At 73.4% G+C, this 15,874-nt stretch carries 16 protein-coding genes; 9 read left to right on the top strand and 7 right to left on the bottom strand.

From position 1 onward, the window contains the following. Genes JOD46_RS00080 through JOD46_RS00065 form a run of 4 tightly spaced genes read left to right on the top strand, consistent with a single transcriptional unit; the run spans position 1 to position 2,968 of the window. Positions 1 to 954 carry a ribokinase gene (locus JOD46_RS00080; protein ID WP_204390647.1) on the top strand — a complete coding sequence of 318 codons (954 nt, stop codon included), beginning with the start codon at positions 1 to 3 and terminating at the stop codon, positions 952 to 954. After that, positions 951 to 1,898 carry a nucleoside hydrolase gene (locus JOD46_RS00075; protein WP_204390645.1) on the top strand — a complete coding sequence of 316 codons (948 nt, stop codon included), beginning with the start codon at positions 951 to 953 and terminating at the stop codon, positions 1,896 to 1,898. Before JOD46_RS00080 ends, JOD46_RS00075 begins: the two co-directional genes overlap by 4 nt. A gap of 8 nt (positions 1,899 to 1,906) precedes the next feature. Then, a complete protein-coding gene (locus JOD46_RS00070) occupies positions 1,907 to 2,215 on the top strand; it encodes a hypothetical protein (RefSeq protein ID WP_204390643.1) in 309 nt (102 codons plus the stop codon). Positions 2,216 to 2,263: 48 nt separating this feature from the next. Continuing rightward, entirely contained in the window at positions 2,264 to 2,968 is a 705-nt protein-coding gene (locus tag JOD46_RS00065; protein ID WP_204390641.1) for an NUDIX hydrolase, read from the top strand. Between the two features lie 6 nt (positions 2,969 to 2,974). Here JOD46_RS00065 and JOD46_RS00060 read toward each other — a convergent pair whose 3' ends face one another. The 5 genes from JOD46_RS00060 to JOD46_RS00040 form a co-directional block, all read right to left on the bottom strand. Then, on the bottom strand, positions 2,975 to 3,772 hold the full coding sequence (locus JOD46_RS00060; RefSeq protein WP_204390639.1) for an HAD-IIA family hydrolase: 798 nt from the start codon (positions 3,770 to 3,772) through the stop codon (positions 2,975 to 2,977). A gap of 89 nt (positions 3,773 to 3,861) precedes the next feature. After that, positions 3,862 to 4,200 (bottom strand): UBP-type zinc finger domain-containing protein, encoded by a 339-nt coding sequence (locus JOD46_RS00055; RefSeq protein WP_204390638.1) that lies wholly within the window; start codon positions 4,198 to 4,200, stop codon positions 3,862 to 3,864. An 82-nt stretch (positions 4,201 to 4,282) separates the two neighbouring features. Continuing rightward, on the bottom strand, positions 4,283 to 4,630 hold the full coding sequence (locus JOD46_RS00050; protein ID WP_204390636.1) for a UBP-type zinc finger domain-containing protein: 348 nt from the start codon (positions 4,628 to 4,630) through the stop codon (positions 4,283 to 4,285). Further along, positions 4,627 to 6,276, bottom strand: coding sequence for an FAD-dependent oxidoreductase (locus JOD46_RS00045; RefSeq protein WP_204390633.1), 1,650 nt, complete (start codon positions 6,274 to 6,276; stop codon positions 4,627 to 4,629). The genes JOD46_RS00050 and JOD46_RS00045 overlap by 4 nt, the downstream gene beginning before the upstream one ends. Before the next feature lie 58 nt (positions 6,277 to 6,334). Then, positions 6,335 to 6,994 carry a metal-dependent transcriptional regulator gene (locus JOD46_RS00040; RefSeq protein ID WP_204390631.1) on the bottom strand — a complete coding sequence of 220 codons (660 nt, stop codon included), beginning with the start codon at positions 6,992 to 6,994 and terminating at the stop codon, positions 6,335 to 6,337. Between the two features lie 212 nt (positions 6,995 to 7,206). Between JOD46_RS00040 and JOD46_RS00035 the strand changes: the two genes are divergently transcribed. Further along, on the top strand, positions 7,207 to 9,735 hold the full coding sequence (locus JOD46_RS00035) for a rhamnogalacturonan lyase (protein ID WP_372431770.1): 2,529 nt from the start codon (positions 7,207 to 7,209) through the stop codon (positions 9,733 to 9,735). 149 nt (positions 9,736 to 9,884) lie between these two features. On the opposite strand, the gene JOD46_RS00030 is transcribed toward JOD46_RS00035, so the two are convergent. Then, positions 9,885 to 11,279 carry an Nramp family divalent metal transporter gene (locus tag JOD46_RS00030; protein ID WP_204390627.1) on the bottom strand — a complete coding sequence of 465 codons (1,395 nt, stop codon included), beginning with the start codon at positions 11,277 to 11,279 and terminating at the stop codon, positions 9,885 to 9,887. 146 nt (positions 11,280 to 11,425) lie between these two features. On the opposite strand from JOD46_RS00030, the gene JOD46_RS00025 reads away from it, so the two are divergent. From JOD46_RS00025 to JOD46_RS00010, 4 genes are read left to right on the top strand one after another with little or no spacing between them, the layout of a single operon-like run. Then, positions 11,426 to 12,082 carry a TrmH family RNA methyltransferase gene (locus JOD46_RS00025; RefSeq protein ID WP_204396027.1) on the top strand — a complete coding sequence of 219 codons (657 nt, stop codon included), beginning with the start codon at positions 11,426 to 11,428 and terminating at the stop codon, positions 12,080 to 12,082. 39 nt (positions 12,083 to 12,121) lie between these two features. Continuing rightward, positions 12,122 to 12,754 (top strand): TetR/AcrR family transcriptional regulator, encoded by a 633-nt coding sequence (locus JOD46_RS00020; RefSeq protein WP_204390619.1) that lies wholly within the window; start codon positions 12,122 to 12,124, stop codon positions 12,752 to 12,754. A gap of 22 nt (positions 12,755 to 12,776) precedes the next feature. Further along, positions 12,777 to 13,793, top strand: coding sequence for a magnesium and cobalt transport protein CorA (locus JOD46_RS00015; protein WP_204390616.1), 1,017 nt, complete (start codon positions 12,777 to 12,779; stop codon positions 13,791 to 13,793). A gap of 32 nt (positions 13,794 to 13,825) precedes the next feature. After that, the gene (locus JOD46_RS00010; RefSeq protein WP_204390615.1) at positions 13,826 to 14,194 is read left to right on the top strand and encodes a DUF4440 domain-containing protein; all 369 of its coding nucleotides are present in this window, start codon (positions 13,826 to 13,828) and stop codon (positions 14,192 to 14,194) included. Between the two features lie 22 nt (positions 14,195 to 14,216). On the opposite strand, the gene JOD46_RS00005 is transcribed toward JOD46_RS00010, so the two are convergent. After that, a partial coding sequence (locus JOD46_RS00005; protein WP_204390613.1) for a YhgE/Pip domain-containing protein occupies positions 14,217 to 15,874 on the bottom strand: 1,658 nt, incomplete at its 5' end.

Genomic DNA, 15,874 nt, shown 5'->3' with positions numbered 1-15,874 from the left:
GTGGCCGAGACGCGGTCGCACGGCGTCGTCGTGTTCGGCTCCGTGAACGTCGACGCGACGAGCTACGTCGGCGAGTTCCCGCGTCCCGGCGAGACCGTGCACTCGCACGGCTTCCGGGTCGCGCTCGGCGGCAAGGGGGCGAACCAGGCGGTCGCCGCGCACCTGTCGGGCGCGCCCGTCGAGCTCGTCGCGCGGGTCGGGGACGACGCGAACGCGGAGGTGCCCCGGCAGGCGTTCGCGGGCTTCGGCCTCGCGACGGATGGCGTGGCCTCCGTGCCCGGCGAGCCGACCGGGGTGGCGCAGATCACGGTGTCCGGCACGGGCGAGAACACCATCGTCGTGACCTCCGGCGCGAACTCGGCCCTCGGCGTCGAGGTGGTCGCGGCCGAGCGCGAGCGCATCGCCGTCGCCGGCGTCGTGCTCACCCAGGGCGAGCTGCCCGTGCCGACGATCGAGGCGCTCGCCGCGGCATGCGATGCGGCGGGCGTGCGCTTCGTGCTCAACCTCGCGCCCCCCGTCGCCGTCGCCGAGGAGGCGGTCGCCGTCGCCGACCCGCTCGTCGTCAACGTCCACGAGGCGCGGACGCTCGGCCTCGGGGCCGGGCTCGCCGACGACGCGCCGGCCGACGCGTGGCGCGAGGCCGCGGCATCCGTCGTCGGCGCGCTCGCGCGGTCGGTCGTCGTCACGCTCGGCGCCCGCGGTGCGGTCGCCGCCGACGGCACGGGGTCGTGGGCGGTCGCGGCGCCCGAGGTCGAGGTCGTCGACACCACCGGCGCGGGGGATGCCGCGACGGGGACGCTCGCCGCGATGCTCGCGGAGGGCAGCAGGCTGCTCGACGCCGTGCGGGCCGCGGTCGCCGCCGGCGCGCTCGCGGTGCAGGGCCGCGGCACCGTCGACTCGTACGCCGCGCGCGACGCGGTGCTGGATCTCGCCGAGCGGATGGAGGCTCCGTGACCGTTCCCGTGATCGTCGACTGCGACCCAGGACACGACGACGTGATGGCGCTGTGGCTCGCCGCCGGGCACCCGGAGCTCGAGCTGCTCGCCGTGACGACTGTGGGCGGCAACGTTCCGCTCGAGCACACGAGCCGCAACGCCCGCATCGCGCTCTCGGTCGCCGGCGTCGCCGGCGTGCCCGTCGCCGCGGGCGCATCCGGTCCGCTGCAGCGCGAGCTGTCGACGGCCGAGTGGATCCACGGCGAGAACGGGCTCGGCGGGCCGGAGCTGCCCGATCCCGACGCGGGGGAGACGCCCGTGCCGCTCGACGTCCGCAGCGCCACCGAGCTCATCGCCGACACCCTCGTCGCGGCATCCGAGCCCGTGGCGATCATCGCGACCGGACCCATCACGAATGTGGCGGTGTTCCTGCGCGACCGGCCGGAGCTGGCCGATCGGGTCCGCGAGATCGTGTGGATGGGCGGGTCGACCGAGCGCGGCAACGTGACCCCGTACGCCGAGTTCAACGCGTGGGTCGACCCCGAGGCCCTCGACCTCGTGCTCCGCAGCGGCGTCCGGTTCACCATGGTCGGCCTGAACGTGACGCACCGCGCACTCGTGACGAGCCGCGTGCGCGAACGCCTCGCGGCCGTCGGCAATCGCACAGCGGGTTTCGGCGACGAGCTGCTCGAGTTCTTCTGCCGGACCAACGACGAGGTGTTCGGCATGCCGGACGGCCCGCTGCACGACCCGGTCGCCGTCGCCGTACTCGCCGACCCGGGCGCGGTCGAGGTCGTGCACACGCGACTCGACGTCGAGCTCGTCGGGTCCGAGACCGTGGGCGCCACGAGCGTCGACCTCGACGGGATGCTCGCGCGCGAGCCCAATGCTCGCGTCGCGGTCGGACTCGACGTCGAGCGGTTCTGGGCCGGCGTCGAGCTCGCGTACGGCCGGCTGGCCTGAGGGGAACCATGGACTGGACCTTCTGGGTCGCGGCGGTCGTGATCGTCGCCGCCGTCATCGTGACGCAGGTGTTCCTGCACGAGAGCCGCTGGTCGCGCCGCCCGCGAGAGGACGAGCCGGCCACGCACGACGCCGAGCAGCCCGACGAGCCCGGGGCCGCCGAGGAGGCGGTCGACGCCTCGGAGCAGGGCGCGCATGACGAGCGTCCGGATCCCCCCGAGCCGCCGGCCGCCGACGGTCCCGACGAGCCGCCGGCCGCCGACGGTCCCGACGAGCCGCCGGCCGCCGACGGCTCGAGCGAACCCGACCGCGCGTAGGCGCACTCGCACACCGGCCGGAGCCGGGCGAGGGGGTACCCTCATCGGGTGACCCCCCGCGACGACGCGCCCGCGACCGCCCGCGCCCAGCTGGCGGCGCTCGTCGACGACGCCGGGCTGGCCGAGCGGTGGGCGAGCGTGCGCGAGCCGGTCGACGGCGAGGCCCGCGAGGCCGCAGTGCTGATCCTCTTCGGCGTGCTCGACGGGCTGCCGAGCGATCACGCCGCGCAGGCGTCCGCCGTCTCGCGCGACCTCGACGTGCTGCTGCTCGCCCGGGCCGCCACGCTCCGGTCGCACGCCGGCCAGATCGCGTTCCCCGGAGGCCGCGTCGAGGACGGCGACGGCGACCTCATCGAGGCCGCGCTGCGCGAGGCGTACGAGGAGACCGGGCTCGACCCGACCGGCGTCGACGTGCTCGGCACGCTGCAGGCCATCCCGCTCGCCTACTCGCGGCACCTCGTGACGCCGGTGCTCGGCTGGTGGAGCCGGCCCTCGGCCGTGCGGCCCGTCGATGTCGCCGAGTCCTCCGCGGTCTTCCGCACGCCGGTCGCCGACCTGCTCGATCCGGCGAACCGGCGCACGACGGTGCTGCGGCGCGACGGCGAGGAATGGCGCGGCCCCGGCTTCGTCGTGCACGCCGCCGGCGCCGAGCGGCTCGTGTGGGGCTTCACCGCGCTCGTGCTCGACACGATGTTCGACCGGCTCGGCTGGACCGAGCCGTGGGATCCGGCCCGCGAGATCGACCTGCCCTGACGCGGGCTAGAGCTCGACCTCGACCGGCTCGGCCGAGACCAGTTCGAAGACGCCGCCGAGGATCTCGTCGGGCCGGAACGGGTACTTCTCGATCTCGGCCTGGTCGCTGATGCCCGTGAGCACGAGCACGGTGTGCAGCCCGGCCTCGATGCCCGCGACGATGTCGGTGTCCATGCGGTCGCCGATCATGGCGGTGTGCTCGGAGTGGGCGCCGATCTTGTTCAGCGCCGAGCGGAACATCATCGGGTTCGGCTTGCCGACGACGTAGGGCTCCTTGCCCGTGGCCTTCGTGATGAGCGCGGCGATCGCCCCGGTCGCGGGCAGCGGGCCCTCGGCGCTCGGCCCCGTGGCATCCGGGTTCGTGACGATGAACCGCGCACCGTTGCCGATGTGGCGGATCGCCTTCGTGATCGCCTCGAACGAGTAGTTGCGCGTCTCGCCGACGACGACGAAGTCGGGGTTCGTCTCGGTCATGATGAACCCCGCGTCGTGCAGCGCCGTGAGGATGCCGGCCTCGCCGATGACGAACGCCGAGCCGCCCGGGAGTTGCTGCTTGAGGAAGTCCGCGGTCGCGAGCGCGGAGGTCCAGATGCGATCCTCGGGGACGTTGAGGCCCGAGGCGCGCAGTCGCGCCGACAGGTCGCGCGCGGTGAAGATCGAGTTGTTGGTCAGCACCAGGTAGGGCGTACCGGCGTCCTCCCACTGCTGCAGCAGCTCGGCGGCACCCGGGAGGGCGTGGTTCTCGTGCACGAGCACGCCGTCCATGTCGGTCAGCCAGGCCTCGACCTCTTCACGCTTCGCCATGCGCACCAGCGTACGGGGCGCACATCACAAGCCGATGAACAGCGGATGCCGCGGGGTGCACCGGGCCGGGACCCGGCCGCAGTGCGCGCTCACTGGTGCAGGCGCGACTTCCAGTCAGCCGGCACGCGTCCCTCGGGTCCGGGCGCCGGCTGGTCCTCGGGCCGCCACCGCGGCGGCGCGAGCGGCACGCGCCGTGCCGACGTCTCGGCCTCGTAGTCCCAGAACCACTCCTCGCCGGGCTCGAACGAGGCGGCGACGGCGTGCCCCGTCTCGTCGGCATGGCGGCGCGCGTGCCGTCCGATCGACGCGTCGCAGCAGCCGATATGGCCGCACTCCACGCAGCGGCGCAGGTGGAACCACCAGCCGTCGGGGTTCGCAAGGCACTCGGCGCAGCCGGTACCCGACGGCGGCGGGGCGAGGTCGGTCATACGAACACCTCCAGTACGGCGAGGGCGCGGTGCACGGATGCCACGGTGCTCGAGCCCTCGCCGACCGCCGCGGTGCGCGCGGTCAATCGAAGAGCACAAGGTCCCGCCAGTTCGGCGGCACCTTGCCCTCCGGGCCCGGCGACGGCTGGTCCTCGGGCCGGGAGAGGGGCGGAGGCAGCGGGAACCTCTCGGCGGAGGTGTCGGCGAGGTAGTCCCAGAACCAGTAGTCGCCAGGCTCGAACGAGGCGACCACGGCGTGCCCGGTCTCGTGCGCGTGCCGCTTGGCGTGCTGCTCGGGCGACGAGTCGCAACAGCCGATGTGGCCGCACTCGACGCAGCGCCGCAGGCGCCACCACCAGCCGCCGCTCTCCAGGCACTCCACGCATCCCGTGCCCGACGGTGCGGGGGGCTGCTTCTTCTGATCCGTCATGCGAACACCTCCATCATTGCCAATGCCTGGTGGACCGAGGCGACGGCGCTCGACCCCTCGCCGACCGCCGCCGCGACGCGCTTCATCGAGCCGCGCCGAACGTCGCCCGCGGCGAACACGCGGGGCACCGACGTCTCGAAGGGGAGCGGCATCCGCTCGAGCTCGCGCCAGGCGTCGCCGACGCCGACCACGTCGGCCCCCGTGTGCACGAACCCGGCCTCGTCGCGCTCGAGCTCGACGAGCCAGTCGGTCGCGGGCACCGCGCCGATGAAGCAGAACAGCGCCGTGCAGTCGACGGTCTCCATCGACGACGGGCCCTGCAAGGTGACGCGCTCGAGCCGGTCTCCGCCGTCGAGGGCGACGACCTCGGTGCCGGTGTGCACGTCGATGCGCGAGTCCTCGCGGATCCGGTCGACGAGGTAGCTCGACATCCGCTCGGACAGGTCGCCCGACCGCACGATGAGCCGCACTCGGCAGGCGTTCGCGGCGAGCGCGAGCGCGGCCTGCCCGGCCGAGTTCGCACCGCCGATCACGACGACGTCGGAGCCGGCCACCTGGCGCAGCTCGAGCGCGGTCGCCGCGTGGTGGATGCCCGCGCCCTCGAACTCGTCCCAGCGCGGCAGGTCGAGCCCGCGGTATGCCACGCCCGTGGTGACGACCACGGCCCGGGCGCGCACGACCGTGCCGTCGGCGAGCAGCAGGCGGTGCACGCCGGCGTCGGCGTCGAGCCTCACGACGGGGCAGGGCGCCGCGATGCGGACGCCGAACTTGAACGCCTGCAGCGACGCCTGCGAGGTGAGCGCGTCGCCGCTCACGCCGAACGGGAAGCCGAGGTAGTTCTCGATGCGCGACGTCGTGGCCGACTGCCCGCCGGGCGCGACCGCGTCGAGGAGGACGGTGCGCAGGCCCTCGGATGCGCCGTAGATCGCCGCTGCGAGGCCGGCCGGGCCCGCGCCGACGACGGCGAGGTCGAACTCGGTGTCGTCATCGGCCGTGTACGCGAGGCCGAGCATCTCGGCGATCTGCCCCGGCGTCGCCCTGCGCACGATCTCGCCCTGCACGATCGCGACCGGCAGGTCGTCGCGCGTGTAGCCGTGCGACCAGATGTCGTGCGTGAGCGCGGGGTCCTCCACGTCGATCCACGTGTGCACGAGCTCGAGCCGCTCGGCGTAGCGCTGGACGGCGAGCGACTCGGCCGACCGCGACGAGCCGACGATCTTGAGCGTCCACGCGGCGGGCCCGTGGCGCAGCATCTCGCGTCGCGCCCAGAGCGTGCGCAGCATGAGGTCGCACAACTCGTCGTCCTCGGCCATCATGCGCTGGAGCGCATCGTGGTCGACGCGGAGCACGCGCCCGGGCTCGGTCGCGCGCGCGGTGAGGAACGCGCGCTGGCCGTTGAGCAGCCCGAGCTCGCCCACGAAGGTCCGCGGCCCGAGGCGCGCGAGCTGGGTCTCCTCGGTCCACCACAGCGCCTCGCGCACGACCTCGACCTCGCCGGACTCGACGAGGATCAGGTCGTAGTTCCGATCGCCGACCCGGAACAGCACGTCGCCCGCGGCGGTGTCGACCGGCACGCCGTAGCGCCGCAGCCGGTCCCACTGCGCATCCGTCAGCTCGGGCGTGATCTTCTCGCCTGCGTGGCCCATCACCCCATCCTCGCGGACGATCGACTCGAGCGGGAGGAATTCTCCGACGGCGAATGGCTCAGGCAGAGACCCAGATGCCCGCCGCGGCCTCCGTGGCGATGGCGCGGGTGGTGCCGTCGACGACGACGGTGACGGATGCCGCGTCCGCGCGATCCGCGACCCGCAGCTCGCTGCCGGGGCCGACCCCGGCCTCGTCGAGCTCGCGGAGCACCGCGGGGTCGCGGTCGCTGATCCGGATGACCCGGCCGACGTGACCGGCGGCCGCCTCGTCGAGCCGCACGGCCGGCTCGGAGGCGAGCGTGCCGTCGGCGGCGGGGATCGCGTCGCCGTGCGGGTCGCGCGCGGGCCGGCCGAGCCGGGCGTCGATGGCCTCGAGCAGCCGGTCGGAGAGCGCGTGCTCGAGCACCTCGGCCTCGTCGTGCACCTCGTCCCACGCGTAGCCCATCTCGCGCACGAGCCAGGTCTCGATGAGCCGGTGCCGGCGCACGACCGCGAGCGCGCGGGTGCGCCCGGCCTCGGTGAGTCGGATGGCGCCGTACGGCACGTGCTGCACGAGGCCCTGCGCGGCCATCTTCTTGACCATCTCGGTGACCGAGGACGGGGCGACGCCGAGCGCCGCGGCGAGGCCCGACGGCGTGATGGCCTCGGGCTGCCACTCGGTGTGGGCGTACACCGTCTTGAGGTAGTCCTCGATGGCGGGGCTGGGGGTCGTCGGCATCGGCCCCCACCCTACCCGCGTCCGCTTCTGCGGAGATACGATCCGGCGCGCCGCGGATCCGGCCGCGATCCCGGCGTGGCGGATCGTATATCCGCATGAATGGATGGCGAGCGGATGGCCCGGGGTTGACCCGGCCCCCGGACGGGGGTAGCGTCGGGCGGGCACGGAAAGCGCTATCCCAACGACGGGCCGCACGCCCAGAGAAGGATTCGATGATGAATCTCGGACACCATCCGCTCCGCGCAGCGCTGGCGGTCGCCGCCGCCGGCTGCCTCATCGCCGGGGTCGCCCAGCCCGCGACCGCGGCGCCGCCAGACGCCGGTCCGCCCGCCGGCACGCCGCAGCTCGAGGCCCTCGACCGCGGCCTCGTCGCCGTCGCCACCGGCGAGGGCGTGTTCCTCAGCTGGCGCCTGCTCGCCCCCGAGGTGAGCGGCACCACCGACACCGGCGTCGACGGCCCGGACTTCGCGGTCTCGCGCGACGGCGAGCGCATCGCGGTCGTCACCGACAGCACGAACTTCGCCGACCCCGACGGCTCGGCAGAGGCGGAGTACACCGTGGCACCCATCGTGAACGGCGTCGAGCTCGAGGCGAGTGCCGCGACCTCCGCCTGGCAGCAGGGCTACTACGACCTGCCGCTGCAGAAGCCCGCCGACGGCGTGACGCCCGCCGGCGAGGCCTTCACGTACTCGGCCAACGACGCGTCGGTCGGCGACGTCGACGGCGACGGCCAGTACGAGTTCGTGGTCAAGTGGGACCCGTCGAACTCGAAGGACGTCTCGCAGAAGGGCTACACGGGCACGGTCTACCTCGACACGTACGAGCTCGACGGCACGCTGCTGAACCGCATCGACCTGGGCGTGAACATCCGGGCCGGCGCCCACTACACGCAGTTCCTGGTCTACGACTTCGACGGCGACGGCCGCTCCGAGACCATGCTGAAGACCGCGCCCGGCACGAAGTCGATCACCTACGCGGCCGACGGCTCGGTCGCGGGCGAGCGCTTCGTCACGATGCCCGAGGCGGATGTCGCGGCCGGGTACTCGCACGACGACGACTACCGCATGAGCGCGGCCGACTACCGCGAGCACCTCGTCGAGATGTTCCAGGGCTGGAGCGAGCACCCCGAGGTGGTCGCCGGCCACTGGCCGGCGACGCTCGAGGAGGCGTTCGGCATCCCCGTGACGCACGAGTACCCGCTCAGCCGCGAGGGCGCCGAGGAGCTCGTCGACCACTTCATCGGCGTCTACGCTCCCGCGCGGAGCGCGCGCAACGACCTCACGACGTTCGAGGGCTTCATCGTCGACGGGCCCGAGTACCTCACGGTGTTCGACAGCGCCACGGGCGAGGAGCTCCAGACCATCCCGTACGAGCCCGGGCGCGGCGACGACGGCCTGCTCTGGGGCGACTACGCCATGGCCCGCATCGAGCCCGGCAACCGAGTCGACCGGTTCCTCGCGGGCGTCGGCTACTTCGACGGCGAGCACCCGTCCGCGCTGTTCGCACGCGGGTACTACACGCGCACGACGATGGTCGCCTACGACTGGGACGGCGAGCGGCTGAGCGAGCGCTGGTCGGTCGACAGCGGCCACGTGCCGATGTCGAACCCGTTCAACGACTCGCCGCACGGCCGCGACGGCACCGACCCCGAGTTCGGCTCGATCACGACGCAGGGCGACCACTCCCTGAGCGCGGCCGACGTCGACGGCGACGGCCGGCAGGAGGTCGTCTACGGCTCGGCCACGATCGACGACGACGGCAGCCTGCTGTACAGCTCGACCGACGTGCTGCCCGAGGGCAGCGCGGCGCCCGGCGAGACCGTGCGGCTCGGCCACGGCGACGCGATGCACGTGACCGACATCGACCCGGCGCGTCCGGGCGTCGAGATCTGGACCGCGCACGAGGGCGCCTCGTACGCGCCCTACGGCTCCGTGCTGCGCGACGCGGCGACCGGCCAGGCGCTCTTCGGCGCATACTCCGGCCGTGACACCGGCCGCGCGATGATCGGCGACGTCCGCAGCGACGTGCCCGGCATCGAGGTGTGGGCCAGCATGCCCGGCGGCACCGAGGCGAGCGGACTGCTCAGCGCGAGCGGCGACATCCTGTCGTCGTCCATTCCGGGTACGAACATGTCCATCCGCTGGTCGCCCGACCTCACGACGCAGATCGTGAACGGCAGCGGCACCGCGACGCCGACGATCGACGACTGGGAGCGCGGACGCGTGCTCACGGCGGCCGGAACGCTGACGAACAACAGCACGAAGGGCAATCCGTCCCTCGTCGCCGACGTGTTCGGCGACTGGCGCGAGGAGCTGCTCGTGCGCGCGGCCGACTCGACCGCGCTGCGCATCTACACGGCGACCGAGCCCACGACGCACGCGCTGCCGACGCTCATGCACGACGTGCAGTACCGCGCCGAGACCGCGCGCCAGCAGACGACGTACAACCAGCCCGCGTACACGTCGTTCTACCTGGCCAGCGACATGGACTTCGCCGACGTGCCGGTGCTCACGGCGCCCGCGACGCCGGTCGGTCCGACGTTCAAGGACCGCCCGGGCACCGACCACGACGTGGTGCAGATCCCGTACGACCCGGCGTTCGCGTACTACGTCGACGGCGAGCTCGCCGGCAAGGGCAAGCTCGCCGCGACGGGCGAGGTCGCGGTGGTCGCCGTGCCGAAGGCGTGGGTCTCGATCGCCGACGGCGCCGATGCCGAGTGGTCGTCGGTGTTCGACGACTGACCCCGAACCGCGGTGACGGATGCCGCGTGCCGCCCGCCGCGGCATCCGTCACCGCCGATGACCCCGCCCCGGGTGCCGTTCCGTGCCGTGCACCCGGGGCGGTTCCCGTCGTCGCGGCCGGGGGGCGGGCCGGGCGACGGGAGCTCGGCTCACGCGCCCGTGAAGACCAGCCAGAGCAGCACGCCGTTGAGCGTGATGAGGAAGACCGAGGCGGCGATCCCTGCGGCGGTCGTGGCCCAGTGGTTGCGCCACCGGCCGAGCACGGTGCGGCGCGCGGTCAGCGCGACGAGGGGCACGAGCGCGAAGGGGATGCCGAACGAGAGCACGACCTGGCTCAGCACGAGCGAGAGCGTGGGGTCGAACCCCAGCCAGAGCACCGCGAGCGCCGGCACGAGCGTGATGAGCCGGCGGAGGATGAGCGGGATGCGGATGTGCAGCAGCCCCTGCATGATCTCGGCGCCGGCGTAGGCGCCGACCGACGTCGAGGCGAGCCCCGAGGCGAGGAGGCCCACGGCGAAGAGCGTGGCGATCGCCGGTCCGAGCGAGGCGTCGAGGGCGGCGTACGCGCCCTCGAGGCTGTCGGTGCCCTCGACGCCCGCGAGGTTCACGGCGGCGAGGAGCATGATGCAGAGGTTGACCGTGCCCGCGATCGCCATGGCGATCGAGACGTCCCACCGGGTGGCGCGCACGAGCCGGTCGGCGGGCAGCGCGGTCGCCGTGCCGGGCTCGCCGCCGCGGCGGCGGTCGAAGGACGCCTCGCCCTCGCGGACCACGAGGCGGCCGAGGAGTCCACGGCGGGCCGGCAGCGAACCGGATGCCGCTCCGAGCGGTTGCCGCATCACGAAGCGGTCGCGACTCAGCGCCGAGTGCGCGTAGATGGCGTGCGGCATGATCGTCGCACCGAGGATCGACGCCGCGAGCAGCACCGAGTTCGCCCCCTCGAACCTCGGCACGAGCCCGGCGGCGAGCCCGGCCGGGTCGGGCGGCGCGATGAACACGCCGACCGTGAATCCTGCGGCGATGATGATCAGCAGCCCCATGATGACGAACTCGAACGTGCGCGGGCCGCGCCGGGACTGGAGCACGAGCAGCGCGATCGACACGACGCCCGTGATGAGGCCGCCCCAGATGAGCGGCACGCCGAAGAGCAGGTTGAGGGCGACCGCGCCGCCGATGACCTCGGCGAGGTCGGTCGCCATCGCGACGAGCTCGGCCTGCAGCCAGTAGGCGCGCCGCCCCCAGCGGTTGCGCAGGCGCCGCCCGAGCACCTCGGGCAGGCTCTCGCCCGTGACGATGCCGAGCTTGGCCGACAGGTACTGGATGAGCCAGGCCATCACGTTGGCGAGCACGACGACCCAGACCAGCAGGTAGCCGTACTGCGCCCCCGCGGTCATGTTGCTCGCGACGTTGCCGGGATCGAGGTAGGCGACGCCGGCCACGAGCGCGGGCCCGATCAGCCACGCGAGGCGGGCGACCGAGGCCTGCGGCGCGGCCCGGGTCGTGACGGGCGGGGTCGTGACGTCCTCGTCAACGGTTTTCGGCATACCGAAAGGATACGGATTTTTCGGCACGCCGAAAACCCCTCGACTCGTGGAGGGGCCGGCCGCGGCCGGGGTCGCCGTCGTGCACGCGGCACGCGTCGGGCTAGCGTGGGCGCGTGGTGGATGAGATCCAGCGAGGAGCGGATGACGTGGGCGAGCCGCACCCCGAAGGTGCCGCGCACGACGAGCCGCAGCTGCCGCAGCACGGCGTCGGGCCGTGGCCCGGCTGCCGCGACGCCTGGCCCGACGACCCGCGCTACGATCCAGAGCTGCTCGAGCACGGCGACCGGCGCAACGTCGTCGACCGCTACCGCTACTGGCGGCTCGAGGCGATCGTCGCCGACCTCGACGAGCGGCGGCATCCGTTCCACGTCGCGATCGAGAACTGGCAGCACGACCTCAACATCGGCTCGATCGTGCGCACCGCGAACGCGTTCGCGGCCGAGACCGTGCACATCATCGGGCGCCGTCGCTGGAACAAGCGGGGTGCGATGGTCACCGACCGATACCAGCACCTGATGCACCATCCGGATGTCGCCGACTTCGTCGCCTGGGCGCACGCCGAGCACCTGCCGATCGTCGCGGTGGACAACGTCGAGGGCGCGCGCCCCGTCGACCGGGCCGAGCTGCCCGAGCGGTGCGTGCTGCTGTTCGGCCAGGAGGGCCCCGGGCTCAGCGAGGAGGCGCTCGCGGCGGCGGACTCGGTCGTCGAGATCACGCAGTACGGCTCGACGCGTTCGATCAACGCGAGCGCCGCGGCCGCGATCGTCATGCACGAGTGGGTGCGCCGTCACGCGCGGAGATGATCGCGTTGTCCATGCGGACAAGAGCGGTACGATGAGCGGATGGCGACACGACTGGCTCCAGCGGAACGGCGCGACCAGATCATCGCGGCGACGCTGCGCCTCGTCGCGCGCGACGGCTTCGCCGGCGTGACCCTCCGCGACGTCGCCGCCGAGGTCGGCGTCGTGCACGGCCTCATCCGCCACTACTTCGCCACGCGCGAGCAGCTGGTCGCCGCCGCCTTCGACGCGGCCGTGCTGGCCGAGTCGATCGAGGACGACGAGCTCGCCGAGCGACTCGAGCCCGTCGAGGCGCTCGCCGACTGGCTCACCACGACCCCGCGCGAGCACTACCTCGTCTGGATCGACGCCTGGAGCGAGGCGCCCCGGAACCCCGAGCTGCACGCCGCGCTCACCCGGCACCACCGCGACTCCGACCGGCGCCTCGCGCACATCATCGAGCGCAACGTCGCGGCCGGAACGGCGACGAGCGCCGACCCCGAGGCCGACGCGCGCATGCTCACGGCCCTGCTCGACGGCGTCGCCGTGCAGCATCACGCCATCGGCCTGATCGACGAGGCCGAGGCCGACCGCATCGTCTTCGCCGCCGCCGAGGCGCGCCTCGCGATGCAGTCGGGCTCGCTCGCCCGCACGCGTCCCACGCCGACGCGCGGGCAATGGGCCGCCGCGCACTGACCCGGCGGGGGAGACTGGAGCGGTGCCGGTCATCGACAACGCCGTCTACCGCGACGGCCGCCGCGTGGCGAGTCCCGCGACCCTCGAGGAGAGCTTCGAGCTGCGCGAGGAGCACGGCGGCTTCTCCTGGATCGGCCTGTACCGGCCGACCGACGACGAGCTCGACGCGGTCGCCGAGGAGTTCTCGCTGCACCACCTGGCCGTCGAGGACGCCCGCAAGGGCCACCAGCGCGCCAAGCTCGAGCGCTACGGCGACACGCTCTTCGTCGTGCTGCGCCCCGCGCGCTACCTCGACCCGACCGAGGAGGTGGAGTTCGGCGAGGTCCACCTGTTCGTCGGGCGCGACTTCGCCATCACGATCCGCCGCGCCGAGTCGCCGAACCTGGCGAAGGTGCGCCGGCGTCTCGAGGGCAGTCCCGACCTGCTCGCACAGGGTCCCGAGGCCGTGCTCTACGCCGTGCTCGACGAGGTCGTCGACGAATACGCGCCCGTGCTCGCCGGACTCGAGAACGACATCGACGAGATCGAGGAGGAGCTCTTCGACGGCGACCCCCAGGTGACCCGCCGCATCTACGACCTCGCCTCCGAGGTCATGGAGTTCCAGCGCGCCACGCGCCCGCTCGTCGACATGGTCCAGGCCATCGAGCGCGGCTTCGAGAAGTACCGCGTCGACCTCGAGCTGCAGCGCTACCTGCGCGACGTGCTCGACCACGTCATCCGCGTCGTCGAGCGCGGCGAGTCCTTCCGGCAGCTCCTGCAGAACGCCCTCGCCGTGCACTCGACGCTCGTCACGCAGCGGCAGAACGACGAGATGCAGCGCCTGACCGAGACGAGCCTCACCCAGAGCGAGGAGGTCAAGAAGATCTCCAGCTGGGCGGCGATCATCTTCGCCCCGACGCTGATCGGCACCATCTACGGCATGAACTTCCGGCACATGCCCGAGCTGGACCATCCGCTCGGCTACCCCATCGCGCTCGCCGCGATGGTGCTCTTCGGCATCACGCTCTACGTGATCTTCAAGCGGCGCAACTGGCTGTAGGAGCCGCGCCCGGCGCGGGGTAGCGTGGCCGCATGACCGAGATCACCGACGATCTGCCCGCCCGGCTGCTGCACGAGGAGCATGCGGGGTGGCGCGCCATCCTCGCCGGTCGCGGCGGCGCGCACTACGCCCGCGCGATGACCCGCGACGCGCTCATGATCGTCGAGGGCGCCGTGCTGGGCCGCGACGAGATCATGGCTGCGTTCGCGAGCACGCCGCCGTGGGACGCGTACGAGATCCACGAGCCCGCGGTCGTGCGCCTCGGCGAGCACGCGGGCGTGCTCGCGTACCGCGCGGTCGCGCGCCGCGGCGACGAGGTCGCGAACATCCGGATGTCGACGACGTACCTCTACGACGACGGCGCGTGGCACGTGGCCGCGCACCAGCAGACTCCGGCGTAGCGCGGCCGCGTCTCGAGGCCGGTCAGCCGATCAGGCTCGGCTGGAGGTCGCGCAGCGTGCGGAAGTGCGTCATCCGCGTGACCCCGATCGCCGCGAGCGCGAACGCGCCCGCGAGCCAGGCCCCGAGCACGAGCGCGTCGGTGCCCGCACGCGTGAGGTCGCCGCCGTACATGACCTGCCGCATGGCGTCGACCGCGTACCCCATCGGCAGCACGTGGTGCAGGGCCGCGAGCGGCGCCGGCAGCGTCTGCCACGGGAACGTGCCGCCCGCCGTCACGAGCTGCAGCACCATGAGCACGAGCCCGAGGAACTGGCCGACCGAGCCGAGCCAGACGTTCAGCGCGAGGATGATCGCCGCGAACGTCGCCGACGCGAGCGTCATCACGCCGAAGGTCCCGAGCGGATGGCTCATCGGGAAGCCGAGCGTGACCGCGAGCACGAGGAACAGGGCGCCCATCTGCACCGCGCCGAGCAGGCCCGGCGTGAGCCAGCCCGCGAGCGTGATGCGCACGGGGGAGTGCAGCGCCGTGACCGCGCGCCGCGAGACGGGCTTGACGATGAGGAACAGCGCGTAGATGCCGATCCAGCCCGCGAGCGCGGCGAAGAACGGCGCGAGGCCGGCCCCGTAGCTGTCGGCGTGCGTCACCGAGTCGGTCTCGAGTGCGATCGGGTCGGCGATCGTCGTCGCCTGCGCGTCGCGCGTGGACTGGGTCGTGTCGGGGATCTCCGCGGCGCCGTCGGCGAGGCCGTCGCGCAGCTCGCCCGCGCCGGACTCGAGCCGGCCCAACCCCTCCTCGAGCGCGCCCGCTCCGCCCTGCAGCGCCGAGGCGCCGTCGGCGAGCTGCGCCGCGCCGTCCGCGACCTGCGCGGCGCCGTCGGCGGCCGAGGCGGCGCCCGCGGCGAGCTCGGCGCTGCCGTCGGCCACCTGGCGGCTGCCCTCGGCGAGCCGGTCGATCTGCCCGACGACCTCCTGCACGCGGTCGTCGCCCGCGGCGATGCGGTCGCCCACCGGGTCGAGCTCGGCGAGCGCGGCGTCGATGGTCGCCTGGTCGACCCCGCGTGCGGCGAGTGCATCGGCGATCGCCTGCCGGGCCTCGGGCACGGCCGAGGCGGCCTCGTCGACCGCCGCGCCCACGCGGTCGGCGGAGGCGGCGAGCTGCTCGTTGCCGTCGGCCACCTGCGCCGCGCCGCTCGCGAGCTGCGACGAGCCGTCGGCGAGCCGGGCGGTGCCGTCGGCGAGCTGCGCGGTCCCGTCGGCGAGCTGCGACGAACCCGTGCTCAGCCGGCCCGCGCCGTCGGCCAGCTGGGCGGCGCCGTCGACGGCGCTCGCGGTCCCGTCGGCCAGCTGCGACGCCCCGTCGGCGGCGTCGACGATCCCGCCGCGGACCTCGCTGATCGAGTCGAGCAGCAGCGCGGCCGCCTCGTGGCCGACCTGCTCGGCGACCGCCGCGCGGATCCGCTCGACCGCCTGCGCGCCGATCGTGCCGGCGAGGTAGCTGTTGGCGTCGTTCGTCGACAGCAGGATCTCGGCCTGCCGCGGGTGGTCGGTCTCGATCGAGGCCAGCGCGTCGGAGAAGTCGGCGGGCAGCGTGATCGCGAAGTCGTAGGTCGCGTCGTCGAGGCCTGCGGCGGCCGCATCGGCCGAGACGCGGTGCCAGTCGAATGCGCCGTCCTCCACGA

The organism is Agromyces aurantiacus, assembly GCF_016907355.1.
Taxonomy (GTDB): Bacteria; Actinomycetota; Actinomycetes; order Actinomycetales; family Microbacteriaceae; genus Agromyces; species Agromyces aurantiacus.
The sequence above is the reverse complement of the archived record's forward strand: the minus strand, read 5'-3'. Positions and strand labels throughout refer to the sequence as shown.

Bases quoted from the DNA above. Each gene is read 5' to 3' on its own strand.
- JOD46_RS00070 (WP_204390643.1), top strand. From the start codon at position 1,907: ATGGACTGGACCTTCTGGGTCGCGGCGGTCGTGATCGTCGCCGCCGTC.
- JOD46_RS00060 (WP_204390639.1), bottom strand. From the start codon at position 3,772: ATGGCGAAGCGTGAAGAGGTCGAGGCCTGGCTGACCGACATGGACGGC.
- JOD46_RS00055 (WP_204390638.1), bottom strand. From the start codon at position 4,200: ATGACCGACCTCGCCCCGCCGCCGTCGGGTACCGGCTGCGCCGAGTGC.
- JOD46_RS00050 (WP_204390636.1), bottom strand. From the start codon at position 4,630: ATGACGGATCAGAAGAAGCAGCCCCCCGCACCGTCGGGCACGGGATGC.
- JOD46_RS00045 (WP_204390633.1), bottom strand. From the start codon at position 6,276: ATGGGCCACGCAGGCGAGAAGATCACGCCCGAGCTGACGGATGCGCAG.
- JOD46_RS00040 (WP_204390631.1), bottom strand. From the start codon at position 6,994: ATGCCGACGACCCCCAGCCCCGCCATCGAGGACTACCTCAAGACGGTG.
- JOD46_RS00035 (WP_372431770.1), top strand. From the start codon at position 7,207: ATGATGAATCTCGGACACCATCCGCTCCGCGCAGCGCTGGCGGTCGCC.
- JOD46_RS00030 (WP_204390627.1), bottom strand. From the start codon at position 11,279: ATGCCGAAAACCGTTGACGAGGACGTCACGACCCCGCCCGTCACGACC.
- JOD46_RS00020 (WP_204390619.1), top strand. From the start codon at position 12,122: ATGGCGACACGACTGGCTCCAGCGGAACGGCGCGACCAGATCATCGCG.
- JOD46_RS00010 (WP_204390615.1), top strand. From the start codon at position 13,826: ATGACCGAGATCACCGACGATCTGCCCGCCCGGCTGCTGCACGAGGAG.